The following is a 25,489-nucleotide window of genomic DNA, read 5'->3' as shown; positions in this document are numbered from 1 at the left end:
AAAATAGATGTTCCAAGCAAAGCTTTTATCAGAAAGTGTAGAAGTTGTAAAAGAAGCGTTTTGATAGAAGTGAGAAAAAAGAAAACTCTCGAAATAGTTTTTCTTATTTTGAGAGTTTTTGATTTATTGTCAAAAGACAGAGATAACCGTTTGACGAGTTGGATCATTAAGCAGCAATTTTTGTATAGATCAGCAGTATAAGGGGGCATCAAGATGCAACAAGACAAAAATGAAGTCAATGTAAAAAAAGTGACCTTACTATCACTTATCCCCGGCATGGGGCAATTTGCCAATGGACAAAGATTTAAAGGAATTGTCTTTATCGTTATTTTTCTAGCATTCATCATCCAAATGATTTTAGGTGGGTTTCAATCATTGATAGGATTGATCACATTAGGTAGCGTACCGATGGAAGACCATTCTCTATTTATTTTGATTCAAGGAACGCTCCAATTGATCATTACGATCATCTTTTTCATTTTTTATGGATTGAATCTACTAGACGCAAAAAGAGTCGCTACTTTGCGTAAGGAAAATAAAAAAGTAAATCGTACGATGAAGGAAGTCATACATAATGTAGGGGATGAGGGGTTTCCTTATTTACTTACGCTTCCAGCATATCTCTTAATGATTTTTACCATTATTTTTCCCGTATTAGTGACATTGTTCACCGCATTCACAAATTATGATTTCAAGCATATCCCTCCGGCTAGTCTGATTGACTGGGTGGGAGCAAAAAATTTCTTTAGTATCTTTTTCTTAAGCTCTTATCGAAACACATTCCTATCCGTATTCTCTTGGACAGTGATCTGGACACTTTGTGCAACAACGCTCCAAATCACATTAGGGATTTTCACAGCAGTAGTAGCACATCAAAAGTTCATCAAGTTTCGTCGGATCTTTGGGATCATTTTCCTTTTACCATGGGCTGTACCAGCATTTATCACTATCATGAGTTTTTCGAATATTTTCAACGACAGTGTCGGAGCAATCAATACACAGGTCATTCCATTTTTGAATAATCTGCCATTTGTCGACATTAGTGCTATTTCATGGAAAACAGATCCTAATTGGACAAAAGTAGCAATCATCATGGTCCAAGGCTGGCTAGGATTCCCGTATATCTATGTGATGGTTACAGGGATCTTGCAGTCGATTTCGGAGGATCTATATGAAGCAGCAAAAATCGATGGAGCAAATGCTTGGAAACGTTTTTCAAATATCACTTTGCCGGCGATTTTTCTCGTAGCTGCACCAACGTTCATTACTCAATATACAGGAAACTTCAATAACTTCTCAATGATTTATCTGTTTAATAATGGTGGTCCTGGTAGTGTTGGTGGCGGTGCCGGTTCTACAGATATTCTGATCTCATGGATCTATAAATTGACAACAGGAACGTCTCCACAGTATTCCATGGCTTCTGCGATCACGTTGATCATTTCTGCGATCGTTATCTGTGTCTCCTTGCTGGTGTTCAAAAAGACAAATGCGTTCAATATGGAGGACTAAACGATGAAAAAATTTAATTCAAGCGCAAAATTCCAACGAAGAGTTTCTCATTTTTTTACCTATCTATTTCTTATTCTTCTATCGATCATCATTATTTATCCATTGCTGATCACTGCTAGTACGGCATTCAAATCAGGAAATATTGCAGCATTCAGTTTAGATCTATCAAGTGATTGGACACTTGATAATTTTACTCGGTTATTCAGCGAAACGTTATATGGCACATGGTATAAAAATACATTGGTCATTTCGATCTTGACAATGGTTATCCAAGTAACGGTGGTGACATTGGCTGGTTATACGTATAGTCGCTATCGTTTCGTTGGTCGAAAATCAAGTTTGATGTTCTTCTTGGTGATCCAAATGGTTCCGACGATGGCTGCATTGACCGCCTTCTATGTGATGGCATTTCTACTCGGTGCATTAGATCACTATTGGTTCTTGACGATGATCTATATCGGGGGAGGAATCCCAATGAATACCTGGTTGATGAAGGGGTATTTCGATACGGTCCCAATCGATTTAGATGAATCTGCTAAATTAGATGGAGCAGGACATTTCCGTATTTTCTTGCAGATCGTTTTGCCGTTGGTCAAACCGATGCTCGCGGTTCAAGCTTTGTGGGCGTTCATGGGACCATTTGGTGATTTCATGTTAGCAAAATTCTTACTTCGTACACCAGAAAACCAAACAGTCGCTGTAGGATTACAAACGTTCATCTCTGATGTAACGAATCAACGGGTCTCATTATTTGCCGCTGGAGCCATCTTGATCGCGTTGCCGATTTGTTTATTATTCTTCTTTTTACAAAAAAACTTTGTTACAGGATTAACTTCTGGAGGAACAAAAGGATAGAGGTGTTAATATGCAAACATTCCCATTGAATTATTTTTCTGCTTTAATTGGACCTAGGCAGTTGTTTGCAGGAAGAAAACAGCTTTCATGGCTTAACTTCAGTTTGATCTTTCTTTTCTTAGTATCATTGATGGCTGTGCCTGTTACTTTGTTTTATGCCAATCAAGTAAAAGCAATTCCTATGGCACAATTTTTGACAGTTGAATCGCTGATCGATCAGCCAGGAGTCGACCGTTTTTCACAATTAGAAGTAGTAAACGGTGAATTAAAGTCAGCGCCAATGATCATTAGTGAATCGGATGAACTACTTATTGGTACTGATCTATCAAAAGCACAAAAATCAGAAAAAAATGCATTCATCAACTTTGAAAAAAATAATTGGACGATCCAACAAAAAGAAGGGGATACAACCAGAACGTATCAAATGAATTATCTTTCTTCATTTGCCCCTTCTAGTGTGACTACGCCGCAAGAATTTCAACTCTTTCTTGAACAAGCGTTTTATGCCAGCAATCGGCCGACGATCATCCTTTCATATAGCTTGAGTCTTGGGATCATTTTGTTCATCATGACTGCGCTGATCCTATTTGGCGCTGCATTCTTCTTGTGGATGACACGAAAAAGCCGTTTCTCTTCCATTCATACATTTAAAGAGAGTGCGAATCTGATGCTGAATGTGATCGGGGTTGGTTCAATTATTTCCGCTGTAGTAGGGTTGATCCATTTTGATTTTGTACTGATGTTAGGAATCCAATCAACGGTTGCTGTATTGTTGCTTTTATGGATTTTTGCTAAGACTGGATTTAAAGATGATCCGATCAAGTGACGACCATCTTGAATTATGAGAGAATGTATGCGAAAAAAATGAAAATTTAACGTGTTTTGAGAAAAATTTCTGAAAAAAAGAGACCTTCTTAGTTGATTCTTTTAATTATTAGTATTAACGTTATAGGGTAGTTTTTTTAAGGAGGAAAATCATGTTAGAGAAGACTTTATACAATCAATTATTTTCACATTCTTTCTCACTTCCAGTTGAAGTTACTTATTGGGATGGTACGAAAAAACAATACGGAGATACGGGTAATCCTCCCCAAATCAAAATCAATATCCACGAAGAAATCCCTATGAAAGAGATCACCAATAATGCATCTCTTGCGTTAGGTGAAGCTTATATGGATCATCGCATCGAGATTGAGGGAAGTATCCAAGCATTGATCAATGATGCTTATCAACAAGCAAATAGTTTTTTACGAGGAAAAGATTATCTAAAATGGCTTCCTAAAAAAGAGAAGCATACCAAGCAACAAAACAAAGAAGATATCCACTCTCATTATGATCTAGGAAATGATTTTTATGAAATGTGGCTTGACCCTACATTGACTTACTCTTGTGCATACTTCGAAACTCCAGAAGATACGCTTGAACAAGCACAAATCAATAAAGTACACCATATACTAGACAAATTGTTCATTAAAGAAAATGAAACATTACTTGATATCGGTTGTGGCTGGGGAACACTGATGTTTACTGCAGCGAAAGAGTATAACTTGAAAACGACGGGTATCACATTAAGTGAAGAACAATATAACCATATCACTAAAAAAATCAAAGAAGAACATCTTGAAGATCAATGCCGTGTCCTACTCATGGACTACCGCGAGCTTAAAGGCGAAACATTTGATCATATTACCAGTGTAGGGATGTTCGAACATGTCGGTTCTGATAATCTTGAAGGTTATTTCAAAGTAGTGAAAAACTTATTGAATCCTAAAGGAACCGCGTTGATCCATGGAATCAGTCGTCAACAAGGTGGCGCAACAAATGCTTGGATCAATAAATATATTTTCCCTGGTGGTTATGTTCCGGGTGTCACTGAATTAGTCGATAATATCACTAAAAACGATCTTCAATTGATCGATTTGGAAAGCTTACGCCGTGACTATCAATTAACACTAGAACATTGGACGAAAAATTTCCACGCGGTGCAAGACAAAGTCACTGAAAAAATGGGTGATTCTTTCTACCGAATGTGGGATATGTATTTGCAAGCTTGTGCAGCTTCCTTTGAATCAAGCAATATTGATGTAATCCAATATCTATTAGTTCAACCAGGTAACAATGATATTCCAATGCACCGTGCATAATAGTAGAAAATAGCAAGAGAAATGAATGCCTCTCAAAAGTTAGAACCAACTTTTGAGAGGCATTTTTGATTTTTTTGCTGTTTTTTTTATTTAAAAGAACAAATAGTATAAAAATGACTTTTACTTTTTTTTTCTGTATACTGAAAGAAACCGGATTATTTATGAAAGAAGGGATATGAAAAAATGAAAACAAAAGTTATTTATTGTGGGTTATTTTCTTTATTTCTACTTGCAGGTTGCCAGCAGACAAAGTCTGAGAACTCATCTGTAAGTCAAACGACAGCTACTACTATGACAACTAAGACAAGCGATACAACAAGTACAGGAACTTCTGCTAAAGAAAGCAGTCAAAGTAGTACAGGAAATGAGACAAACCAAGTGATCAAAGTTTCTGTCACAAAAGCAATTGAACTTTTCCAAAATAAATACCCAGATGCTGCAGTGACGAGTTTAGAATTGGATAGTGATTGGGGAAGCTATTTTTACAAGATCGAGGGTGCCGATGTCCAAAATGAATATGAAGTAAAAATCGATGCCAATACAGAAAATCTGGAAGCTCAAACGCCTGAAAAACTCGACCCAGAGGACAGCCAAAAGAAAGAAGAAGATGCTTTAGATACAACGAATTTGTTGTCAACGGAGGAAGCTGCTCAAAAAGCAGTTGAAAAAGTTGGTGGAGGTACAGCAACTGACTGGGATCTGGATAAAGATTTAGGAACCACTTACTGGGAAGTAAAAGTCGAAAATGGGAAACAAACAACGAAGGTGAAATTAAATAGTCAAACAGGTGAGGTTCTTTCCACAGAAACAGAGGATTGATTTTTATCAACTCTTAGTTGCATTTTTTAGAGAGAATGATACACTGGAAAAAATGATTTATCAAAGGAGAGAATAACTTGACGCTAGAAACGACTTTTTTCAATCACACTTTTGCAAATCCTTTTATGAATGCTTCGGGTGTCCACTGTATGACTGTCAGTGAATTGGCTGAATTGGACCGTTCATCCGCAGGAGCTTTTATTACTAAGAGTTGTACACTCACAGAACGTTCCGGCAATCCAGAACCACGTTACTTTGACGTTCCACTAGGCAGTATCAACTCCATGGGATTACCAAATCTTGGCTTTTCTTATTATCTTGACTACGCATTAGCTTATGAGAAAGAAAATGAAGGGAAACAGCCCTTATTCTTTTCGATTGCGGGTATGAGCGCAGCTGAAAACTTAGAGATGCTGACGATGATTGAAAATAGTGCGTTCAAAGGAATCACAGAGTTAAATCTTTCTTGTCCCAATGTTCCAGGAAAACCTCAGTTGGCATATGATTTTGACGCTACATTCGATTTATTGAAACAAGTCTTTGCTCGCTTCACGAAACCATTAGGAATCAAACTTCCTCCGTATTTTGATTTCGCACATTTTGATCAAATGGCAGCGATCTTGAATCAATTTCCGTTGACTTATGTCAATTCGATCAACAGTATCGGGAATGGATTATATATCGATCCGAAAAGTGATTCAGTGGTCATCAAACCAAAAGACGGTTTTGGTGGATTAGGCGGCGAGTATGTAAAACCAACTGCGTTAGCCAATGTTCGAGCGTTTTATACACGATTGAACCCTGAAATCAAAATTATCGGTACAGGGGGTATCCGTAATGGGCAGGATGCCTATGAGCATCTCCTATGTGGCGCCACGATGCTGCAGATCGGCACTGAACTCCATAAAGAAGGCTCAGCGATTTTTGACCGTATCACAAAAGAGTTAGCTGCAATCATGGAAGAAAAAGGCTATGATTCGATTGCTGAGTTTCGTGGAAAACTGAAAACGATGAATGAATGAAACGAATGATGTGATGCGAGTTTTAAAAATCAATTACAGTGAAAATGGATTTTTAAACTCGCATTTTTTTGTTGTAAATTTTGTTTATCTATTGAACAAAGTGAAAGCTATATAAAATCAATCAAAAATAGCCTGTCGCTCTCTTGATTCAAATGCTATATATCATTTGTGCATATTTAGTTGTTCCAGTGGAAGAATTACTTAGTGGGCTAAAAAAAAGTACAAATTAAAGAAATTAATAAAGAATTTGTAGTTTTTACTGTTGAACAGCTTGCAAATATTTTTGCTATGTTGAAATATTTGTAGGAAGCATGGATAAATGATAGTTTATTTTTCATGTTTCTTTTTGATACTATGATTGTGCGAAGCGATATCAATTTTTACCAATGAAACACAAAGAGGCTGGGACAGAAGTGTTTAACTCCGAGAAATAAGAAAAAATTAACGAAAATTGCTTTTCAAATTTTTGTGAATTTCGGCTTATTTAAGAAGGAGTTACTTCTGCTCCCACCGTTTATTCGTTTTTAAAGAAAGAGACAAAAGCGTTCCTAGCTTTTGTCTCTTTTTTTATGGTCTTCTAGAGATAAAGGCTTCCTTAGCTGTCGAGAGGATTTGATCCTATAAAAAGTTTTCTTTGACAACTAACAAACAAAAACATATATTCATAGTTTATGGGGGGACCCCCATAAACTATTTTGGAGGTTATCATATGTCACATTTGATCGAACACCATAATGAAGAGTTGATCAAACGCTTGAATAAAATCGAAGGACAAGTAGTGGGTATCAAGAAAATGGTCAACTCGAATAAAGATTACGCTGATATTTTGATCCAATTGAATTCCGCGCGATCAGCGATTCAAAAAATAAGCCAGATTCTTTTAGAAGCTCAAGCCGATCATTCATTGATGCATGTAAGTGAGGGTGCTGATTTATTGGAAGAGATGAACAATTTAAAACGTGTGATTACCTAGTATAATAAGATGAATTGAGTGATGGATGATGGAGATAAGAGAGTCAGGATCAAATATTAAAAGAAAATTGATCAATCTGGCGCTTCCTGCCACGATCGAAAATATATTGGAAACCTCTGTTGGATTCATCGATTCTTTGATGGTCGCACAGATCGGTTTGTTTGCTGTGGCAGGGATAGGTATAGCCAATGCAATATTAAATGTTTATATTGCTGTATTTATTGCTTTAGGGATCGGCGCATCTTCCTTGATTTCTAGAAATATCGGAGCGAGAGATAGTGAAAAAGCAATATTGATTGCTAAACAGTCATTATTGTTAGCAATTGTTTCAGGTCTATTCTTAGGTCTAGTAAGTTTTCTGATAGGACCGCAGCTGTTGGATTTAATGGGTGCGACAAAACAGACCTTTGACTATGCGTTACAATTTTTCAGTATTGTAGGTGGCGGATCAATCGCTATTGCCACGATGATTTTATTGGGAAGTATGTTACGAGCAATCGGTGATACGAAATCCCCGATGAAAATCGGTTTTATCACTAATATTCTGAATATCTTCCTCGACTACATATTGATTTTTGGGTTAGGACCGATACCGGCTTTTGGTGTAGTGGGAACAGCTATCGGCACGCTGATTGCAAGAGTCTTAGGAACTATTTTATTGTATCGAAAAGTGCAATCCTCCGTTCTAGCTTTTCCTTTCAGGTCACTATTCCAATGCAGCAATTATCAGGAATTGCTAAAGCTCTCATTTCCTGCGGCTTTAGAACGCTTGGTTATGCGCTTAGGACAAGTATTGTATTTTGGTTTGATCGTAGCCATTGGTGCTAAAACTTATTCAGCCCATTCGATTGCAGGAAGCATTGAAAGTTTTGTCTATATGCCAGCGTATGGATTAGCTACCGCAGCCGCAACTTTAGCAGGAAACAGTATTGGAAAAAAAGAGTATGAAGAAACGAAACGTGTGGCTTTTTATGCTGTTAAATACGGGGGCATTGTATTAAGTATACTAGGTATAGGATTGTTTTTTGGCACATCCTATATTGCACCTTGGTTTACAACCGACACTGAGGCAATCAAGCAAATCACTATTGCGCTTAGAATCGATGCATTCAATCAACCAGGATTAGCTATCAGCTTGATATTGGCTGGTGTGTTACAAGGAATGGGAGATACCAAAACGCCTCTCTACAGCACGGCCTTCGGGATGTGGGTCACACGAGTTTTAGGTGTGCTATTGTTGGGGAAAGTATTGAATCTAGGAATTGCAGGTGTGTGGGTAGCGATTGGGATTGATTTATACGTACGCTCGCTTTTTTTAACTTATCGTTTTAAACGAAATATCCGAATGTTAAAGAAGAATCAAATGCCTTCGCTATAAAAAATTGGTGTCAAGTAGAAAATAGGAATAAGACACACTAGTTTGCAAACGAAATCATTGTACAATTAGAAGGGTTATGGGAAAATAATATAAAAGGAGTGATACACTTGAAAGATGGAATTGAACTAGCAAGGCAACTGAAAAGCAAACAGTTGAGTCATGAGGAATTAATGGCAGATATCATAAAAAAAGTCAATGAGAAAAATCCTTCACTAAATGCTCTAGTCACTTTTGAGCCTGAGAAGATACTGGATGAGAAGAGACAATTCAATGAAAAATCAGACCATCCGCTACATGGTGTACCATTCCCGCTGAAAATGCTTGGTCAAGAGAAAAAAGGCTGGCTGGCAACTTTTGGCTCCAGTTTATTTCAAACACAACGAGCATCAAAAAATTCCAACTTTGTCAATCAAGTGGAATCTATCGGACTTATGCCATTAGGACAAACAAATTCACCAGAATTTGGCTTTAAAAATGTCACCGATGCTCAGATCTATGGTCCAGCTAGAAATCCTTGGAATACAGATTATTCACCTGGTGGCTCAAGTGGTGGTGCAGCAGCAGTTGTCGCTTCTGGTATCCTACCATTGGCTGGTGCCAGCGATGGAGGAGGATCGATTCGGATTCCAGCGTCTTTTTGCGGACTTATCGGGTTAAAGCCTTCCAGAGGAACGATGCCTGTAGGTCCACAAGCTTGGCGAGGGTGGCAAGGTGCGGCAATTGATTTTGGCTTAACCGTTTCGATGAGAGATACAAAAGCGTTGTTTACGGGACTACGAGGAATACACACTGGTGCTCCTTATCAAGTAGCGCCAGCAGAATGGCAAACTCATGAAAAGAAAAAACACTTGAAAATCGCTGTTTGTACTGCATCACCGATTGGATCAGCTATCAGTGAAGAAGCAAAGCAAGCTGTAGCGAACGCAGTGCTATTTTTAGAACAACAAGGACATGAAGTAATCGAGATCAACTATCCATTGGATGGACGTCGGCTTATCCAATCGTATTATCAAATGAATGGAGCAGAGACCGCGGCGATGATCCAGTCTATCGAGGATGGTTTAGGTCGACAAGTCCGACAAACAGAACTTGAACCGATTTCTTGGACATTATTACAGTATGGAAATAAAGTATCAGCGTCTACTTATATTCGTTCATTGCATGTTTGGGATCATGCAGCTATAACAATGGAAGAATTATTCCAAGAGATAGATCTGTTTCTTTCCCCAACCACTGCCTTTTCTGCTCCTGAAGTAGCAAGAGATCTCCAAAGTGATGCGATTCGAGAAAAAATTGCAAATATCCAAGAATACAATGAAAAAGAAAGCTTAGAAGTCATCTCAGAGATGTTTGAAGAGAGCTTACAACTCACACCATATACGCAACTAGCAAACTTGACCGGTCAGCCAGCAATTAGTTTACCAACACATCTGACGAAAGACTCTTTACCACTGGGTATCCAATTCATGGCAGCTAGAGGAAGAGAAGACTTGCTGTTTCAGATAGGTGAGTTATTTGAGGAACATGGAAAATTCCATTTACCACCTAGCTATCGGTAATAATGCAAGAATGAAAGAAAAGACGCAATAGATAAAAAAGAACTAGCACTGTAACTCTAAGTAAAATCGATTGAAAGACGGGAACAAAAGTCACCGCTTGAGGCACTTTGTTCCCGTCTTTTTTACTATTTATATCTTATATCCAGATAGATTTTTTCTTTGATTTAAGATACAATAAAAAAAGCGAAAATACGTTCGGAGGTGGGGGTCTTGAAAACTCCTTTGACAATCGAAATGGAATCTTCTCTTTATCAATATTGTATCGAACAAGGTGGGATCGTCGTAGAAGAGGTAATCATGCCAGAAGATCAAGGAATCGTAGATACATTAAGTTGTCTGACAAAATTCGATGGCAGTAGAGAATGGCGTTGTTATGAATTAAAAGTAACGAAGGCTGATTTCCGTTCAACGGCAAAATTATCTTTTGTCGGCCACTATAATTATTTTGTGTTACCAAGCACGCTTTACGAAGATGTCAAAGATAAAATCCCCACAGACATCGGGGTGTTAGTCTATCGTCCCTATGCGTTAGAGGAAGAAATGCCCGCTTCAGGAACTTTTTTTATTGCAAAAAAAGCAAGAAAAAGAGAGCTTGGTGTGGCAGAGGAGGCATTGACGAATCGTTTCATGGCTTCATTATTCCGAGAAGTAAGAAAAGCGAAACAAATGAAACGCGGCGTGAAGTATTTTCCAACGGATCAATTATATAAAGAATTGAAAAAGCGCTCTGCTAGTCAAAATCCTTTTGCTAAAGAACGGTATTATGAACGTTTTATTGAAGAAACGGAAAATCAAGCGATCCAAGATTTGAAAGAAGAAGTCTATGCCTTACAACAAGACTATGAATATCTACGTCAACAAAAACAAGTCAAGCGTTTACCGACGGAACCATTGGAGTGATAAATCATGTATTATCCCTACTTAAGAGGGAAACAATTCGATCTACTGGCACTCAAAGAAAGTGTGAATCGAGGGCTTCTTTCGAAGAGGATAGAGCCGATCATTGAACCGGTTCGTGATTCGGCTACATTAAAAGGAGTCGTTGAATTATTCCAGAAAAAAAAGCATCCTTTGACGATCATCGATAACCCGCAAGTAGGACAATTTAAACTATTTGACCAACATCTGCATACATGGGAGGTTCTCAAAGATAGTTCATTACGTAATGCATCGATCATTACACCAGAAAACTATGAAAAGATCATCGATCATCCACCTGATATGATTATCTTTGATGGACAACACCAACCACGGGAGACACAAATTTGGAAAGCTCTAGCGAACACACATGCACAGTTTCTGATTCCAGATAATAGCCGTATTCGTATTTGGCTGCCTGAAAATAAAATCGTGATCAAAGAATCGTTTAAAACAAGAAAACATGTGGAAGCCTATGGTGAAAAAATAGATGATTTCTTTAGCGATGGTTATCTCTTTTTTCGAGAAGATGGCTATATTGGCTTCTCTGATTTTACTATCGAAGGGAGTCACTACTTTGACAAAGGTTTTCTCAGCCGAGCTTTAGCTTTGCATGTGACGTATGTTGATGCCTATGGAAATTTGCGGGTGAAACACTTTGTTTCTGATACCAATGAATCTGCAAAAGACCAAGCGTTGAAATTTTTTGAAGCGGCGGAAAAACTAGAAAGATGGGTCATGAGGAATCATAATCAGCTAGTGATTACAGAAGGACTCTTAGAGTTATTGATGATTTACCATCAACAGAAGTTTCCAGGGCTAGGTGTACTAAAAAAATGGACATTGTTGCATCATTTAGAATTGATCAGTCAATTATTGGATCGTCCTGATTCTTACTTTAGGAATGACAAGAGGGTAGAAGCACTTTATTCCATCGTTGAGGAAAAGTAAAAAATTATCGCTAGGAAAACAGCCTAAACAAAAACAGTTGCTAGTAAGGCATCTTTTTTGTTTAGGCTGTTTACATGTTTTTTTGATAATTGTGACAGGAACTTTTTTGCTTCATGAAACTGATGCTATTTGAGTTGTGCATAAAATTGGGTGACTGCATCTGAAAGGTTCCCGTCATTCGTCAAGCGAATCAATTGTGGCAGTTTTTGTAACGCGGTCAATTCTTCCAGATCTTTTTGGAATAACGTAAGTCGTTGGTTTATCTGTGTGTCGGAGTCGCCGCGACTTCGCAAGCGCTCTTCCAATTTTGTGTGAGAGATCGTGACGAAGACCGGTTGGATCTTTTCACCAAAAATAGCATGAACTGCCCAAAAACCTGGTGCTGTCAAAATCGTGTAGCAATCATCCTGTGCCAGCTTTTGTGTGATTTCCTCTTTGCTAGATCCATATTTGTTTCCAGCGTATTCATCCCATTCAACAAATGCACGATCATTGATCATCTGATTGAATTCTTCTGGAGAAACAAAATAATAATCTTTTTGATCTTGTTCCCCAGTTCGTGGTAGTCGAGTGGTATAGGTGATGATTTTTTGGTCTTGACGAAAAAGTTTTTCGGCGATCGAAGTTTTTCCTGAACCTGAAGGACCGATAAAAACATAACATTTATTCATCTTTCTACGCTCCTCACGCTTGTAGATAATCCTTGTAATGATTGATACTCCTTAACAAAAATTGCATTTCTAAAAATCGACAGTGCGTATTTTCAGAAAATGCAATTGAATGGTTGTTTATTATACTAATAGACCTGTGACGATAGCACTTAAAAAGCTGACTAAAGTTGCTGTTAATAGGATTTTCAGCCCATGTTTAGCAACTAGATTTCCTTTTTCTTCATTTAATCCTTTCATGGCACCAGAAATGATCCCAATAGAAGAGAAGTTGGCAAAGGAAACTAGGAATACAGAAATGATTGCTGTAGTCCGTTCAGTGAACTGGAAGTTGCCTTTTGCTAATTCAGTCATCGCAACGAATTCATTCGTTACTAATTTAGTTGCCATCAGACTTCCAGCATCAACAGCTTCGTTCCAAGGTATGCCACTGATAAATGCGAATGGAGCAAAGATGTACCCAAGAATTTCTTGGAAAGTCACCCCGAATATCCCACTAAAAATCGCGTTGATCATGGCAATCAATGCCACAAAACCGATCAGCATCGCCGCAACGGTAATTGCTACGTGGAAGCCATCTAGAATATATTCACCCAACATTTGGAAGAAGGTTTGTTCTTTGTCTTCTTCGATGATCAGCTCATCTTCTTTTTCATCTAACTGGTAAGGATTGACAATCGATGCCAGAATATATCCACCGAATAAATTCAACACAAGAGCAGTGATCACATACTTTGAGTTGATCAGTGCCATATATGAACCCACGATGGACATGGAAACAGTGGACATCGCAGAAACACTCATGGTGAACAAACGCTTTTCAGATAAAAATGGTAATTCTTTTTTGATGGAAATAAAGACTTCAGATTGTCCTAAGATGGCAGAAGCGACACCATTGTATGATTCAAGTTTGCCCATGCCATTGATTTTACTTAGACCTAACCCAACGCCTTTCATAAATAGGGGGAGGATCTTGATATAACGTAAGATTCCAATGATTGCAGAAATAAACACGATAGGCATCAAAACAGTTAAGAAGAATGGTGCACTCCCTTTATTTGCTACCCCTGCAAAGACGAAGTTTACCCCTTCGCCAGCAAAGGCTAATAGCTGTTCAAATAGTTTTGCCAGTAACGAAACAACAGTCGTACCGAACGTGGTTCTCAATAATACGAAACCGAATACCAATTGTAAGACGAACATCACCAACAATGGTTTCATTTTGATTGCTCTTTTGTCTGTACTAATCAATAAGGCAATCCCAAAAATAAAAATCAAACCGATAATTCCTAAAATATGACTCAAAAAATCACTCCTAATCAAAATTCCGTTTAATTTTACCTGTTTTACGCTTAAATTACTAATTTTTCTGTTCAATTTTCATCTGTTTTTTAGAGTGAAACGTATACATGAGAAAATCAGGACCTTTACAAAATAAAAACTCTTAAAAGTTTCTTCGAGTATGTCCTTTATTAGCAACATGACACAAAACTTTTAAGAGTTTTTTACGGATTCCATTCTCTGGACTCGAATTATTGATAGTATAGATTTTCAGAAGGGAAGAGTGGTGCGCTAGTGATATCGATTCCTAATTGTTTTAATGTTTGTTCATCATTTTTATTGACCATCACTGTTGAATGGGCTTGGGCGCCATCTAGTTCTGCAAGTTTTTCATAGGCAACTTGTGCGATTGGATTTGTTACAGCGCTGATGGATAGAGCAATCAATACTTCATTCAAACTTAGGGTATCCACAGAAGAATGAAGTGCAGTTGATTTCATTCCTTGGATTGTTTCCAAAACAAGTGGTGAAAGCAACGGAATATCATCAGCGATATGTGCCAAATGTTTTACTGCATTCAAGATGACTGCAGCCGAAGCATCCATCAATGAGCTGGTGCGTCCGGTAATGATTACTTCATTCGGCAATTGGATCGCAATGACGGCTACAGGGTCTTTCGTAGGGCTTTGGATCGTTTTGGCATAATCGTGTGCGGGCATCACAACTTTACGATCTTCAGGACGCAGGCCAACTTCTTCCATGATCAATTTGATTCGATTAACTGCTTCTTCATCGATCAAGCCCTTTTTGAAATCACATTCTGTTTGGAAATAACGACGGATGATTTCTTGTCTCGATGCTTCTTGGACTACCGCATCATCTACGATCCCGAAACCAACACGGTTCACACCCATATCTGTTGGCGATAAGTAAACAGATTCTTTCCCTGTGATTTTTTCAATGATTCGTTTGATCACAGGGAAAGTTTCAATATCCCGATTGTAATTGACGGCTATTTTGTTATACGCATCAAAATGGAAAGAGTCGATCATGTTGACATCTTTCAAGTCAACTGTTGCTGCTTCATAGGCGATATTCAATGGATGCTTCAATGGAACATTCCATACAGGGAAAGTTTCAAATTTTGAGTACCCGGCGGCATGGCCTTTTTGACTTTCATGATATAACTGATTCAAACAAGTTGCTAATTTTCCGCTACCGGGACCAGGAGCAGTAACGACAACGATTGGTTTAGTCGTTTCAATATAGTCATTTTTTCCAAAGCCGTCTTCTGAAACGATTTTTTCCACATTTACAGGATAATCCTCGATTTCAGCATGTTTATAGACTTTGATGTTACGTCTTTCAAGTTTATTGATAAATACTTTTGTTGCTGGTTGACCATTATAACGAGTGATCACGACGCTGTTGATGGATAAGCCGTAGCCACGGAGTTCATCGATCAATCGCAAGATATCCATATCGTAAGTGATACCATAATCTCCACGGATCTTGTTGCGTTCGATATCTCCTGCGTATACGCAGATCAAAATTTCTGCTTGATCTTTCAATTTTTGTAACAGTTTGATTTTTGCATCTTCCTCAAAGCCAGGCAATACACGTTTGGCATGTTTGTCATCTACCAATTTTCCGCCAAATTCTAAATACAATTTATCATAGTGATTTACTCGTTCTAAAATATATGCAGACTGTTCTTCAATATATTTCTCTGAATCAAAACCGATTTTTTTCACTAGTTTCCCTCCTTAAGTACTAAAGCATTTTTTCATTTTTTTTCGATTTCGTCAACTACCAAAGGGCAACTTGCGAAAAGTATACCTAATTTAGCAAAAACTTGCTTGTCTAGTAAAACATTCATTGGTATGATAGTGAGTGATAAGGAAGGTGTCACATGAAAAAAAGACAGAAAAAGAAAAACGCATATAAACAATATATTCGTTCTATTTTTACCGGTTATGAAAAAATGCTAGAAAATACTGAATTAGAAGAATTGAAATTTTCTTATTTGAATGAAGAAACACTTTTAACTCGTGATGAGAATCAGCGTATCCACTTCACAACCAGAGATCTGCCTAATAAATAAAAACTTTCATTAGTGCGAAAGAGTGGGACAACTCCCGCTCTTTCGTTTTACTTTTACCTTGTAGCAAGTCAAGAAAACTGAACGTACAGCAAAACAAAATGAATTTTACATAGGAGAAGATGCCCGTTGTAACAATTTTTTCTATAAAATGGTACTATTGAAGTATCTATACAGAGTTTTTTTAAGAATGTAAGGAGGTAAGTAGGATGAAGGAATCCAATCCAATCGAACCACAAGAAACGATTGATCAGAATGAAGAAGGAGCTTCTTTTTACGATATCAAAGAAAAAGCAAGTACCAATCTTTCTCAGCTATTAGAAGCATTACAAGCCTTTGAAAAAGCTGTTAGGGAAGAAAACATTCCAGAGATCTATCAGTTATACAATAGTGAATTAACGGAAGAACTGAAAAAAAGTTCAAATGAAAATCATGAAATCGATCAGTTATTGATGCGAAAAATCCATGATCGTTTTATTCAAGAATTTCCTTTTATGGAATTAGTCGAAACGATTTCCCCAACCATGAGCTATTATAAGATTGGCTCCTATTATCATGAAAGACCAACGATTGGGATCGATGCAAGTTTACCAGAGATTTTTGTCCTACCAAAAATCGATGAGGAGTGGGGCTTTTATGCCACACAACAACCGAATGATTTTAGCAAACAGATCAATGAACTGGATGCCAAGGTGATCACGGCTAAGGCGGAGATCGAAAGACTAGATGAAGAACTAAAAGAAATCAATCGCAAAATCACTAGTTTAGATGATAATAAAGGCTTCTTGAACCGTAAAAAGATTGAAGAGGAAATTCAAGATCTAGAGAAACAAAAACAAATTTTATCAAATGAAAAATTAGGCTGGCTACCTTATATAGAAGAACCTGAAAAAATCCAGCAACAAAAAGAAATACTATTAAAAGAAGCAAAGTCAGACCAAGTTCGAGCGGCAATCGTCGAAAAAGAGCAACGTCAAATCAAGCGTTTCTTTGGTGGAAAAGAAGGATTCAGCCAAGCTATCCACCACTTTTTGATGACTTATCTAGGTAGTGAAAATCCTGAACCAACGTTTCAAGAGGGAGGGCCTGAGGAATGAGCCATAAGGATGAAACAAGAACAATAGAACAAGAAAATGAAGCAATCGAATCGCTAGATGGACTGGCTGAACAAGAAAATGAAGAAACAGAAGAAGCTGCTCCTGAGGTAGAAACAGAATCAATTACCGAAGTTACTGAAGAGAATGAGCCAGTAGAAGAACGTAAACCCACGGTCGATGAAAATCAACTTTACCTTGATAGCAAAGAAAAAGACCATCTGGATATTGTGAGTATGATCGAAACAGCAGAGATAGAATTAGCAGATCTGCGTTTACGGAAATATCTGATTGAAGCAGATTTCTCAGGATTACTAGATTCTTTTGACCGTTATTTACTTAAAGATGAGCCGATTTCACCAATTGGAAAGACAAGCTTGATTGAGTACTTTACTTATGAATTGTTGAAACCCCTGAACGACATTGGGTTAGAGTTATCGACCACTACCTATGATCGTTGGGAAACCAGACATTTCTCCATCAATTATAGTTTAGATGAGCAAAATCATTTGATCTTTTCTTTTGTTCTACCTACAATCGACCAACGCTACCAAGTAGAATCGATCAATTTATTAGAAGTGATCCCAGAAACGATGGAAGTCACCGTTCAGGATGATCGGGTGTTATCACTGATCCGTTACTGGTCAGTCGATCGGGTCTTTTCTGCAGGACAGATCACGATTTTCAATCACAAGCTGAACCAGCTTTTAGCACACGCAAGAAAACTAGGCTTCATTGTGAATCAAACATTGCTTGATAACACTAAACCACTTCACTTAAATCTACAGAGTGAATTTGAATTTAGCGAATCAGTATTGGATGATATCTTCATTGTTGCAATGAAGAATCCACAGTATGATTTCGAAAAATTGACCGAGGAAAAATTCAAAGTTCTGTTAGACAAAGGTCAATCGTTGACGATCACGAAGAACGAACAGAATCAAACGGGATTGACGATCTCATCTGGCGATTACCATCGATCTGTCATTGATTTCTTTATCAATTATGAATTTTTAGTACCACTGATGGTTCGCAAGAACTAGGTGCTTGAGTTAGAAACATGTGACGGTCAGATTATCGACCGTCACATGTTTTTTTGTTCCGTATAAATAAGCGAAAGGGGAGCTGCCCAAAAATGACGACCAAAAAAATAGCTCAATTGAGTCTGCTATCTGCAGCATGTGTGGTTGGCAGGATCATTTTTCAATTGATTCCCAATGTCCAACCGATGACGGCGATTTTTCTTTTTGTCGTACTGTACTTTGGTCTACAAGATGCATTGCTTGTCATGACACTATCGCTCCTTTTAAGTAATCTTTATTTTGGGATTGGCCCATGGATGATTGGGCAATGGATTAGTTTTAGTCTGGTTTTAGCTCTTTTTTGGTTTGTACAAACACATATCAAACGAGAAAAAAAATGGTTGACGGGTAGTTGCTTTTTTTTAGCAGGTTTATTCTTTGGCTTGTTCATGACGATTTTTGATAGTATACTTTATCAGTTAACGAATCCTTTTGTATACTATATCCAAGGACTCAGTTTTGATCTGTTCCATGCGACGGGAAATCTGGTGTTTTTTCTACTTGCCTTACCCGTCATTGAACGGTTTGATCGATTAAATGGGAGGAAAAAATGAAAAAAATCTATTGGTTCAGTCTTGTCGGCTGTATTCTTTTGTTGATGAGTGGCTGCACAACTGTTGATTCATCCAAAGAGGAAAATCAGCAATCTAAGACGGAACAGACACAACAAAAACAGCAAACAACGACTATCATTATCAAGGAAGAGGGTAAACAGCTTTCAAGTAAAACAGTGTCTTTTAAGACGGGTGACAACCTTTTGACTGTTTTAAAAGAAAATTTTGCTATTGAAGAAGAGCAGGGATTCATTACCTCTATTGACGGCCACAAACAAGACAAACAGAAACAAAAATATTGGACATTCACGATTGATGGAAAAAGTGCAACGAAAGGCGCAAAGGAGATTGTGCTAAAGAAAAATCAACAGATTGTATTTGATTTAGCAAAAATCTAAGCATTTGTAGTCGTACCAACAAGAAAAGGAAATGAGCGTGGGACAAAAGTAAGAAACACTTTTGTCTCATTCTTTAAAAAAGAATAAACGATGGGAGCAGAAGCAACCCCTTCTTAAATAAGCCGAAATTCACAAAAATTTGAAAAGCAATTTTCGTGAATTTCTTCTTATTTCTCGGAGTTAAACACTTCTTTCCCAGCCTCTGTTAGAAGAAAGAAGGAAAATCGATGGAAAATTTAAAAAAAAGCGGAATGTTTTCAGTGATTGCTGCACTAGGAGCGAATATCCTAGTGGCCATCAGTAAATTTATCGGCTATGCAATCAGCGGAAGTGCAGCAATGCTAAATGAAAGTATCCATAGTATTGTAGATTGTAGCAATCAGATCTTATTACTTTTTGGAGATAAACGGACAAGCCGCGGGCAAAGCGAACTGCATCAATTTGGCGAAGGGCGAGCAAAATACTTTTTTAGTACGATCGTAGCAATGATGCTTTTCTTCGGTGGTGGTGCGCTTGGTGTGATGGAAGCTTTTGAAAAACTGACACATCCTTCCCATGAAGTTGGTAATCCATTAATCGTAATTATCATTTTACTTTTCGGCTTGGCAATCGAGGGTAGTTCTTTACGTATTGCGATGAAGGAAATCCATGAGTTGAACACTGAAAAGTTATCGACACTTAAATTTTTACGAGAGAGCCGCCATAGTGAAATCTTGATTATTTTCACGGAAGATTTCTGTGCAGTGATTGGTTTAATCCTTGCTTTGCTTGGAACGATCTTAACGATGGTTACTGGTATTGCAGAATTTGATGCAATCAGTGGCATGTTGATCGGCTTACTTTTGATGGGGGCAGCCATTTTCTTGGCAAAAGAATTTTACAGTTTGATCATTGGAGAAAGTGTTACTGCTAGTGACTTGCTGAAAATCAAAAAAGCTTTTGAACGACCTGAAGTATCCCATTTGATTGATGTCAAAACGGTTCACTTAGGCCCAACTGAAATACTAGTAGCCGCTAAGATCGATATTTTTGAATCAAGCGAAAGTGAAGCTTACAGGATCGTCAATGAGATCGAACGATCGATCCGCCAGTCTCTAGTAGATAAAAAAGTGTATATTTACATCGAAACGGATAAGTATGATCCAAATTATCAACGGATTCAATAAGAACCCTTGGGGATTTTCACAGTATTATTTATGTGGAAATCCCTAGATTTTTGATGCAATATTTCAGGAATTAGTCGAAAAATGAGAAAAAAATAATTTTGTTTTTAGATAAAACGGCTACATTTTCGTTTTTTTATGTTACAATGAACCCGCTGTTTATTTGTTGTAATTGAAGGAGACATTTTTGATGGATAAAAAGAAAAGTGCGCCATGGCTTCAGTCTTTGCACGCAGTAATGCCACTTTGTTTAAGTTATATCCCGGTTGGATTGGCTTGTGGAGTGCTATTACAAAAAGTTGGCTTTGATCCAATTTTAGCTGGACTGCTGTCTATTTTGGTTTTTTCTGGCGGGGCGCAATTTTTAGTTGCTTCGATGCTTACAACACAAGCATCTTTTGCAACCACACTTTTGATGGTATTTTTCTTGGAATTACGCTATACATTGTTAGGATCAAGTCTTTCCGGATTTATGAAAAAAGAGAAAAAACGTTTTTTAGCTGTTTTTTCACAGTCTTTAAATGATGAAAATTACGCAGTCAATTATTTGAAATATTCAACTGATCCTACATGGAACAAGCAAAAAGCGTTATATGTAAATTGGTTTTCAATGGCTTCTTGGGCAGGGAGTAACATGATTGGAAACTTTTTTGGGTCAGTCATTCGTGTTGATGCAGATCTTGTTCACTTTGCTTTGACAGCAATGTTTATCTTTATGTTCGTGATGCAGATGAAAAATGCGCTGCTGATTTTGACAGGCGTCCTTTCAGGTGTTTTAGGTGTCATCTTCATGGTACTTTTCCAAAATACGTTTGGATTGATCGCTGCGACGATCATTGCTTCTTTAGCTGGATTTGGTCTGGAAAAAGCATTTAAGAAAGAAAAAGCGAAGAAGCTAAAGAGACTAAAGAATCGTGGCAAACATGTCAACGAACCGCTTTTCAATTTCCCAGATCAGGAGGTCAATCATCGTGACTAAGACGTATCTGTTACTTTTAGTATTAAGCTTGTTCGTGGTAGCCTATGTTCCTAGGCTGTTCCCGATGCTTTATTTTACCCACCGTAAAGTACCATCTTGGTTTAGCGAGTGGATGAAATATGTACCGGTAGCACTTTTTGCGGCTCTAGCGTTCAAAGATGTGTTCATTACCCATGAGCATTTAGATATCGCATGGAATATCAAAGTTCTAGCGATGGTATTAGTGGCAGGGGTAGCCTACAAATCACGCTCGATGGCTTTGTCGGTATTAACCGGATTAGCTTCTGTATTTCTATTATCCATGTTATAAAAGTTCGCCTTCTCTAAACTTAGAGAGCGGCTTTTTTATTTTTATTGCGCATAAAATTTCAGCAGTAATTTGTCCTCTCGCTTTTTTTTGCTATAATAGGGGAGATATTGATTTAACTATAGATAGTCGAGGAAAATTTAATGAATAAAAAATTGATGCAAGGAACATTCTGGTTAACGTTTGCCAATTTGTTATGTAAGGTCTTAGGAGTCGTTTATCTGATTCCTTGGTTAAGTATGATGGGAAACAACCAAGATGGCATGTTAGCAACAACACTGTACAATGTCGGGTATCTTCCATATGGTTTGTTTTTGATGTTAGGAACAGTCGGCTTTCCAAATGCTATTGCTAAGAAAGTGGCAGTTGCAACGAAGGAAGGAGATCAAGAGGCATGTGGCGTGATTTTCCGCAGTACGATCAACATCATGTTCGTGATTGGGATCGTTTCGGCAGCATTGATGTATCTCTTTGCACCATTGCTTGCTGGAATCAGTCCGATTGCCAATGTGAATAATGGGATTCTAGCAATTCGCAGTCTGTGCCCTTCATTAGTCGCAATCCCGATTCTTAGTGCAATGAGGGGTTATTTTCAAGGAAAGAACAACTTACGTCCTTATGGTAGCTCTTTGATCATCGAGCAAGCTGTACGTGTGCTAGTGATTTTAGCAGGTACGTATTATTTGCGCGTATTAACAGACGGTTCGATCGTTGAAGCCGTATTGATCAGTACCGTGGCATCATTTTTTGGTGGATTTGCAGCGATCATCCATATGTATTTTGTAGGACGTAAAAATGACTACTTTAGATTGAAAGATTTCTTGATTTCAAGTCGGTATTTCCAGAAAGAAAATCGTTCTTCTTCTGTATCGATCATTCGAGAAACGTTGCCTTTTATTTTCGTTGGTTCAGTTATCACGATCGTTCAAATGATCGATCAAGTAACGATGAAGCCATTGCTCCATTTCTTTCGACCAGCGATTGCAGATCAGCAGTTAGAGTTTTTATTTAGCCGAGCATCTGTCAATCCAAATAAATTGACGCTGATATTGATCTCTATGGTGGGTACCGTGGCAATCAGTAGTCTGCCGATCCTTAGTACTTTGAAGAAAAAAGACCGACTACAAATCGAAAAAACAGTCGGTGACAGCTTTTCGATTGCCGTTTTGATCTTATTGCCATCGTTAGCAGGCATGTCCTTATTGGCAGGTCCTTTATACACGTTGTTTTTTGGGTATGATCCAGACAGCGTGGGTTATTTCCAATTTGCTCTGTTGGCGTCGTTATTCTTTTCTTTATTTACGATTTTATCGACAATGTTGCAGTCCTTGAACCACCATTTTGTAGCTATTCGCTTAACAGTGGAAGCCATCATTTTGAAATTGGTGTTCCAAGTGATCGGGTTAGCTTTATTAGGCGGATACGGTATGAGCTTTTCAAATACAATTGCTTTTGGGATTGTCTTTGTTCGCGGGTACCAGTACATGTGTAAAGAATATCGAATTGCACCATTTGTGCGAATCAGTCAGTATTTCTTAAAAACATTCCGTTCAACTTTCTTCATGCTAGTGATATGTTCATTGGTCTTCCTAATGCTGAATACACAACTTTCAATGATCTCAAAAGCACATGCAGTCGTTTATTGTGCGGTCATCGGGATCGTTGGTGGAATCACGTTCTTATTCGCACAATTTGGGAAAAATGGGTTGCAACACGTACGCAACTTCAAAGATCGCCACCAAGAAAACTGATTATGTGGTCTTTTTAACAAATGATTCGACAACTTTTCTGAAAGAATATGAAGAGAGAGGGTGAAAGGAAAGTAATGGTTGCTTTTTTCTCACCCTGAAAACTTGAATGAATGATATGAATAGAAGTTATCATTTTTAGAAATCAGCTGAAACATTCAAAAACATGGAAAATGGTTTTGATAGATTCCTTTTTTTACTTGGATCTGCTTTGGTATGTCGATCCAAAGTAGATTCTTCACTTTTTCTTACAAAGGTTCAAATATAAGTCTTCTTATGATATAGTTAGGAAGACTGGTAAAATTCTTTGAAACGAGGAACTTAATTAAATGAAACTTGCAGTAGTTACTGATAGTACGGCATATTTGCCGGAACGAATCAAGAATCATCCAGATTTATTCGTTATCCCAATCCCAGTGATTTTAGATGGTAAGATCTACAACGAAGGAATCGATATTGAAGCGGATGAATATTATGGACTCTTAAAAAATAGCAAAGATTTTCCAACTACTTCACAGCCAGCTGTTGGGGAAGTTTTGGCACTTTACGAAGAGTTGAAAAACAAAGGATACGATACGATTTTAAGCATCCATCTATCATCAGGTATTTCTGGCTTTGTGAACACATTGCATGGACTGAAAGAAGATGTGGAAGGTGTCACGATCGTTCCATATGATTCAAAGATCACGAGTATGCCAATGGGCCATATGGTTGAAGCCGCGCTAGATATGAGTAGTAAAGGACATCCTTTAGAAGAAATCATTGCCCACGTAGATCGGATTAGAGATAATACCTATGCGTATTTGATCGTGGACGATTTAAACAACCTTGTCCGAGGTGGTCGTTTGACTAACGGAGCAGCTTTGATTGCTGGACTTTTAAAAATCAAACCAATTTTGACTTTCTCTGAAGGAAAGATCGTTTTATTTGAAAAAATCCGTTCAAGTAAAAAAGCTTTTGCTCGCGCAGAAAAAATCATCGGTCAAAGAAATGAAGAAATTGCACCACCCGTGAAACTATACGTCATTCACGCGAATAATTTAGAAGTAGCAAAAGAAGAAAAAGCCAAGCTACAAAAACAATATCCGAATGCAGAGATTGAAATCGGTCATTTTGGCCCAGTAATTGGCAGTCATTTAGGCGAAAAAGCAATCGGACTTGCTATCTCAGCGCAATAATTCCTCTTTATTCTATTTATTTGAAAAGAGAAGCAAGAAAGACTAGTACTTGAAAGTATCCTTCAATAGAGAAAACTGTTCTCTTGAAATCTCGTAAGTGTTTTGTAAAGAGGTATGGCCTACTAAAATACTTAGCTATTGATTAACTAAGAAAAAGAAAACCAATGATTTGTTCATTGGTTTTCTTTTTTTGTAGGATTACGATCATACAGGTGAATAAACTAGCGAGACACTCATTTTTGCTTTTTTATTGTTCCTGTCGTATAATCAAAGACAAATTTTAGTAAACTAGTAAATTACTAAATAAAGGAGTGTTTAACCAATGGAAATACCAACAAACTTAAAACATAAACCTGTAATCGTTGTAGAAGATTATGATAAAGTAGACGGAAAAAATGCGCTTCATACAAATGCAAAAGGGCTCTCGCTGGGATTGGCTCAATGGAATGATCGAGGAAAAGTCGATATATCTGGAAAAGTATGGCGCCATACTGGTGAAAAATGGTCACGCCAATCAGAAGAACTTCCAATCACACGTATTTTGGATTTAGCGATACTGGCAGCACAAGGAAGCTTGTATTTTCAAGATGCATATCGCTATGAAAAATTCTACGATCCGGAAAATCCGATGATCGATATCATTGGTCTTCAAGGAAACCGGATGACTGTAGAAGTCGATACCAAAAATCCTAAGATCGATGAAGATATCATCTTATATTATGATACTTTACAAAAAGATGGCGAACTGATTGGTGAACGTTTCCGTATCTTAAAACGTCTATTAGATGATTTAGGGTATTAGGAG

At 37.7% G+C, this 25,489-nt stretch carries 25 protein-coding genes; 22 read left to right on the top strand and 3 right to left on the bottom strand.

Features of this window, described 5'->3' with window-relative positions:
• Positions 1–213: 213 nt before the first annotated feature.
• The 11 genes from DVW83_RS02700 to DVW83_RS02650 all read left to right on the top strand — a co-directional run bounded on the left by DVW83_RS02700 (position 214) and on the right by DVW83_RS02650 (position 12,131).
• Positions 214–1,512 (top strand): carbohydrate ABC transporter permease, encoded by a 1,299-nt coding sequence (locus DVW83_RS02700; RefSeq protein WP_005877613.1) that lies wholly within the window; start codon positions 214–216, stop codon positions 1,510–1,512.
• A 3-nt stretch (positions 1,513–1,515) separates the two neighbouring features.
• On the top strand, positions 1,516–2,367 hold the full coding sequence (locus DVW83_RS02695; RefSeq protein WP_104661618.1) for a sugar ABC transporter permease: 852 nt from the start codon (positions 1,516–1,518) through the stop codon (positions 2,365–2,367).
• A gap of 10 nt (positions 2,368–2,377) precedes the next feature.
• Positions 2,378–3,193 carry a maltodextrose utilization protein MalA gene (locus DVW83_RS02690; protein WP_104661617.1) on the top strand — a complete coding sequence of 272 codons (816 nt, stop codon included), beginning with the start codon at positions 2,378–2,380 and terminating at the stop codon, positions 3,191–3,193.
• Between the two features lie 151 nt (positions 3,194–3,344).
• The gene (locus tag DVW83_RS02685; protein ID WP_104661616.1) at positions 3,345–4,511 is read left to right on the top strand and encodes a class I SAM-dependent methyltransferase; all 1,167 of its coding nucleotides are present in this window, start codon (positions 3,345–3,347) and stop codon (positions 4,509–4,511) included.
• A 183-nt stretch (positions 4,512–4,694) separates the two neighbouring features.
• Entirely contained in the window at positions 4,695–5,330 is a 636-nt protein-coding gene (locus tag DVW83_RS02680; protein ID WP_104661615.1) for a PepSY domain-containing protein, read from the top strand.
• Positions 5,331–5,407: 77 nt separating this feature from the next.
• Positions 5,408–6,352 (top strand): dihydroorotate oxidase, encoded by a 945-nt coding sequence (locus tag DVW83_RS02675; protein ID WP_104661614.1) that lies wholly within the window; start codon positions 5,408–5,410, stop codon positions 6,350–6,352.
• Positions 6,353–7,061: 709 nt separating this feature from the next.
• Positions 7,062–7,325, top strand: coding sequence for a metal-sensitive transcriptional regulator (locus DVW83_RS02670; protein ID WP_104661289.1), 264 nt, complete (start codon positions 7,062–7,064; stop codon positions 7,323–7,325).
• Between the two features lie 28 nt (positions 7,326–7,353).
• Entirely contained in the window at positions 7,354–8,703 is a 1,350-nt protein-coding gene (locus DVW83_RS02665; protein ID WP_104661288.1) for an MATE family efflux transporter, read from the top strand.
• Between the two features lie 107 nt (positions 8,704–8,810).
• A complete protein-coding gene (locus tag DVW83_RS02660; RefSeq protein ID WP_104661287.1) occupies positions 8,811–10,262 on the top strand; it encodes an amidase in 1,452 nt (483 codons plus the stop codon).
• Between the two features lie 210 nt (positions 10,263–10,472).
• On the top strand, positions 10,473–11,162 hold the full coding sequence (locus DVW83_RS02655; protein WP_104661286.1) for a hypothetical protein: 690 nt from the start codon (positions 10,473–10,475) through the stop codon (positions 11,160–11,162).
• Positions 11,163–11,168: 6 nt separating this feature from the next.
• Positions 11,169–12,131 (top strand): sce7725 family protein, encoded by a 963-nt coding sequence (locus DVW83_RS02650; protein ID WP_104661285.1) that lies wholly within the window; start codon positions 11,169–11,171, stop codon positions 12,129–12,131.
• Positions 12,132–12,256: 125 nt separating this feature from the next.
• Here DVW83_RS02650 and DVW83_RS02645 read toward each other — a convergent pair whose 3' ends face one another.
• From DVW83_RS02645 to DVW83_RS02635, 3 genes are all read right to left on the bottom strand, one after another.
• Positions 12,257–12,802, bottom strand: coding sequence for a guanylate kinase (locus tag DVW83_RS02645; RefSeq protein WP_104661284.1), 546 nt, complete (start codon positions 12,800–12,802; stop codon positions 12,257–12,259).
• Between the two features lie 120 nt (positions 12,803–12,922).
• The gene (locus tag DVW83_RS02640) at positions 12,923–14,104 is read right to left on the bottom strand and encodes a NupC/NupG family nucleoside CNT transporter (RefSeq protein WP_104661283.1); all 1,182 of its coding nucleotides are present in this window, start codon (positions 14,102–14,104) and stop codon (positions 12,923–12,925) included.
• A 227-nt stretch (positions 14,105–14,331) separates the two neighbouring features.
• Positions 14,332–15,834, bottom strand: a complete 1,503-nt coding sequence (locus DVW83_RS02635; RefSeq protein WP_104661282.1) for a DUF1846 domain-containing protein — start codon at positions 15,832–15,834, stop codon at positions 14,332–14,334.
• Positions 15,835–15,992: 158 nt separating this feature from the next.
• Between DVW83_RS02635 and DVW83_RS02630 the strand changes: the two genes are divergently transcribed.
• From DVW83_RS02630 to DVW83_RS02580, 11 genes are all read left to right on the top strand, one after another.
• Positions 15,993–16,184: a hypothetical protein gene (locus tag DVW83_RS02630; RefSeq protein ID WP_104661281.1), complete on the top strand. Its 192-nt coding sequence runs from the start codon at positions 15,993–15,995 to the stop codon at positions 16,182–16,184.
• Between the two features lie 206 nt (positions 16,185–16,390).
• Positions 16,391–17,278, top strand: a complete 888-nt coding sequence (locus DVW83_RS02625; RefSeq protein ID WP_104661280.1) for a viral A-type inclusion protein — start codon at positions 16,391–16,393, stop codon at positions 17,276–17,278.
• Positions 17,275–18,318 carry a hypothetical protein gene (locus tag DVW83_RS02620; RefSeq protein WP_104661279.1) on the top strand — a complete coding sequence of 348 codons (1,044 nt, stop codon included), beginning with the start codon at positions 17,275–17,277 and terminating at the stop codon, positions 18,316–18,318. Before DVW83_RS02625 ends, DVW83_RS02620 begins: the two co-directional genes overlap by 4 nt.
• Positions 18,319–18,410: 92 nt before the next feature.
• The gene (locus tag DVW83_RS02615) at positions 18,411–18,911 is read left to right on the top strand and encodes a hypothetical protein (RefSeq protein WP_104661278.1); all 501 of its coding nucleotides are present in this window, start codon (positions 18,411–18,413) and stop codon (positions 18,909–18,911) included.
• On the top strand, positions 18,908–19,309 hold the full coding sequence (locus DVW83_RS02610) for a DUF4430 domain-containing protein (protein ID WP_104661277.1): 402 nt from the start codon (positions 18,908–18,910) through the stop codon (positions 19,307–19,309). Before DVW83_RS02615 ends, DVW83_RS02610 begins: the two co-directional genes overlap by 4 nt.
• 227 nt (positions 19,310–19,536) lie before the next feature.
• Entirely contained in the window at positions 19,537–20,475 is a 939-nt protein-coding gene (locus DVW83_RS02605) for a cation diffusion facilitator family transporter (protein ID WP_137238982.1), read from the top strand.
• Positions 20,476–20,662: 187 nt separating this feature from the next.
• Positions 20,663–21,451, top strand: coding sequence for an AzlC family ABC transporter permease (locus DVW83_RS02600; protein ID WP_081133608.1), 789 nt, complete (start codon positions 20,663–20,665; stop codon positions 21,449–21,451).
• Positions 21,444–21,761 (top strand): AzlD domain-containing protein, encoded by a 318-nt coding sequence (locus DVW83_RS02595; protein WP_005877655.1) that lies wholly within the window; start codon positions 21,444–21,446, stop codon positions 21,759–21,761. The genes DVW83_RS02600 and DVW83_RS02595 overlap by 8 nt, the downstream gene beginning before the upstream one ends.
• A gap of 140 nt (positions 21,762–21,901) precedes the next feature.
• Positions 21,902–23,509: a polysaccharide biosynthesis protein gene (locus DVW83_RS02590; protein WP_137238980.1), complete on the top strand. Its 1,608-nt coding sequence runs from the start codon at positions 21,902–21,904 to the stop codon at positions 23,507–23,509.
• 326 nt (positions 23,510–23,835) lie between these two features.
• A complete protein-coding gene (locus DVW83_RS02585) occupies positions 23,836–24,684 on the top strand; it encodes a DegV family protein (protein WP_104660952.1) in 849 nt (282 codons plus the stop codon).
• Positions 24,685–25,006: 322 nt separating this feature from the next.
• Positions 25,007–25,486 (top strand): DUF6530 family protein, encoded by a 480-nt coding sequence (locus DVW83_RS02580; protein WP_104660951.1) that lies wholly within the window; start codon positions 25,007–25,009, stop codon positions 25,484–25,486.
• Positions 25,487–25,489: the final 3 nt, after the last annotated feature.

This window comes from Enterococcus sp. VV15 (assembly GCF_005236045.1).
Lineage (GTDB): Bacteria > Bacillota > Bacilli > Lactobacillales > Enterococcaceae > Enterococcus_B > Enterococcus_B durans.
Note: the sequence above shows the minus strand (reverse complement) of the source record. Positions and strands in the feature narration are given on the sequence as shown.

What these genes read in the sequence shown, in the direction of transcription:
- DVW83_RS02700 (WP_005877613.1), top strand. Translation starts at nt 214, where the DNA reads ATGCAACAAGACAAAAATGAAGTCAATGTAAAAAAAGTGACCTTACTA.
- DVW83_RS02695 (WP_104661618.1), top strand. Translation starts at nt 1,516, where the DNA reads ATGAAAAAATTTAATTCAAGCGCAAAATTCCAACGAAGAGTTTCTCAT.
- DVW83_RS02690 (WP_104661617.1), top strand. Translation starts at nt 2,378, where the DNA reads ATGCAAACATTCCCATTGAATTATTTTTCTGCTTTAATTGGACCTAGG.
- DVW83_RS02685 (WP_104661616.1), top strand. Translation starts at nt 3,345, where the DNA reads ATGTTAGAGAAGACTTTATACAATCAATTATTTTCACATTCTTTCTCA.
- DVW83_RS02680 (WP_104661615.1), top strand. Translation starts at nt 4,695, where the DNA reads ATGAAAACAAAAGTTATTTATTGTGGGTTATTTTCTTTATTTCTACTT.
- DVW83_RS02670 (WP_104661289.1), top strand. Translation starts at nt 7,062, where the DNA reads ATGTCACATTTGATCGAACACCATAATGAAGAGTTGATCAAACGCTTG.
- DVW83_RS02665 (WP_104661288.1), top strand. Translation starts at nt 7,354, where the DNA reads ATGGAGATAAGAGAGTCAGGATCAAATATTAAAAGAAAATTGATCAAT.
- DVW83_RS02650 (WP_104661285.1), top strand. Translation starts at nt 11,169, where the DNA reads ATGTATTATCCCTACTTAAGAGGGAAACAATTCGATCTACTGGCACTC.
- DVW83_RS02645 (WP_104661284.1), bottom strand. Translation starts at nt 12,802, where the DNA reads ATGAATAAATGTTATGTTTTTATCGGTCCTTCAGGTTCAGGAAAAACT.
- DVW83_RS02630 (WP_104661281.1), top strand. Translation starts at nt 15,993, where the DNA reads ATGAAAAAAAGACAGAAAAAGAAAAACGCATATAAACAATATATTCGT.
- DVW83_RS02625 (WP_104661280.1), top strand. Translation starts at nt 16,391, where the DNA reads ATGAAGGAATCCAATCCAATCGAACCACAAGAAACGATTGATCAGAAT.
- DVW83_RS02620 (WP_104661279.1), top strand. Translation starts at nt 17,275, where the DNA reads ATGAGCCATAAGGATGAAACAAGAACAATAGAACAAGAAAATGAAGCA.
- DVW83_RS02615 (WP_104661278.1), top strand. Translation starts at nt 18,411, where the DNA reads ATGACGACCAAAAAAATAGCTCAATTGAGTCTGCTATCTGCAGCATGT.
- DVW83_RS02610 (WP_104661277.1), top strand. Translation starts at nt 18,908, where the DNA reads ATGAAAAAAATCTATTGGTTCAGTCTTGTCGGCTGTATTCTTTTGTTG.
- DVW83_RS02605 (WP_137238982.1), top strand. Translation starts at nt 19,537, where the DNA reads ATGGAAAATTTAAAAAAAAGCGGAATGTTTTCAGTGATTGCTGCACTA.
- DVW83_RS02600 (WP_081133608.1), top strand. Translation starts at nt 20,663, where the DNA reads ATGGATAAAAAGAAAAGTGCGCCATGGCTTCAGTCTTTGCACGCAGTA.
- DVW83_RS02590 (WP_137238980.1), top strand. Translation starts at nt 21,902, where the DNA reads ATGAATAAAAAATTGATGCAAGGAACATTCTGGTTAACGTTTGCCAAT.
- DVW83_RS02585 (WP_104660952.1), top strand. Translation starts at nt 23,836, where the DNA reads ATGAAACTTGCAGTAGTTACTGATAGTACGGCATATTTGCCGGAACGA.
- DVW83_RS02580 (WP_104660951.1), top strand. Translation starts at nt 25,007, where the DNA reads ATGGAAATACCAACAAACTTAAAACATAAACCTGTAATCGTTGTAGAA.